Source organism: Planococcus sp. RAB007_Raresut (assembly GCF_057369535.1).
This window is the reverse complement of sequence record NZ_JBXYIF010000114.1, coordinates 1-271: the sequence shown is the minus strand read 5'-3', so window position 1 is coordinate 271 and position 271 is coordinate 1. Positions and strand designations below refer to the sequence as shown.

Sequence of the window (271 nt, the reverse complement as noted above, 5' to 3'; positions counted from 1 at the left end):
AGAGTTACCACGCGAACGTACTGCAATTGCATCATCTGCTTTGGGTGCCATTCGCGGAGCAATTGATTTAGCTACGACCTATGTAAACGAGCGTCAAGCTTTTGGTCAAGCAATTGCGCAATTCCAAAATACACGTTTCGTGATGGCTCAAGCAAAGATTGACGAATTAGCAACGGCAGCGTTCTACAACCAAAATGTTGAATTGTATATGCAAGGTAAATTGGATGTTGAAACTGCTGCGGCATTGAAGAGCTTCAGTACTGATATGCAG

At 43.5% G+C, this 271-nt stretch carries 1 protein-coding gene; it reads left to right on the top strand.

Going from position 1 to position 271, the window contains the following annotated elements; translation table 11 throughout:
- On the top strand, positions 1–271 hold a 271-nt coding region (locus AC2Q9J_RS17950), incomplete at both ends, for an acyl-CoA dehydrogenase family protein (RefSeq protein WP_499042043.1).